The following is a 316-nucleotide window of genomic DNA, read 5'->3' on the forward strand; positions in this document are numbered from 1 at the left end:
CAGGCATCAATGCCGCCGGCAACAAGATCACCAACGTTGCCCCTGGTACCGATGACGCCGACGCCGTCAACTACAGCCAGCTGAAACAGCAAAGCGCCGCCGCCCGTACCGAAGTTGCAGCCGGTACCAACATCAAAGACGTGGTGAAAACGACCGGCGCCAACGGCCAAGACATCTACACCGTCAACGCCAAAGGCACCACCGCGAGCGCAGGTTCGAACAAAGTGACCGTCACTGCTTCAGCAGAAGACGCGAACAACGTGACCGACTACAGCATCGACTTGGCGCAAGACACCAAAGACGACATCCAAAAAGG

Annotated in this window: 1 protein-coding gene; it reads left to right on the forward strand. The window is 57.9% G+C overall.

Annotated features, from left to right (window positions below):
* Nucleotides 1–316 (forward strand): hypothetical protein (locus HMPREF3022_RS00005; RefSeq protein ID WP_141756467.1); only part of this gene is annotated, 316 nt, incomplete at both ends.

This window comes from Neisseria sp. HMSC065C04, assembly GCF_001815375.1.
Classification (GTDB): Bacteria; Pseudomonadota; Gammaproteobacteria; order Burkholderiales; family Neisseriaceae; genus Neisseria; species Neisseria flavescens_D.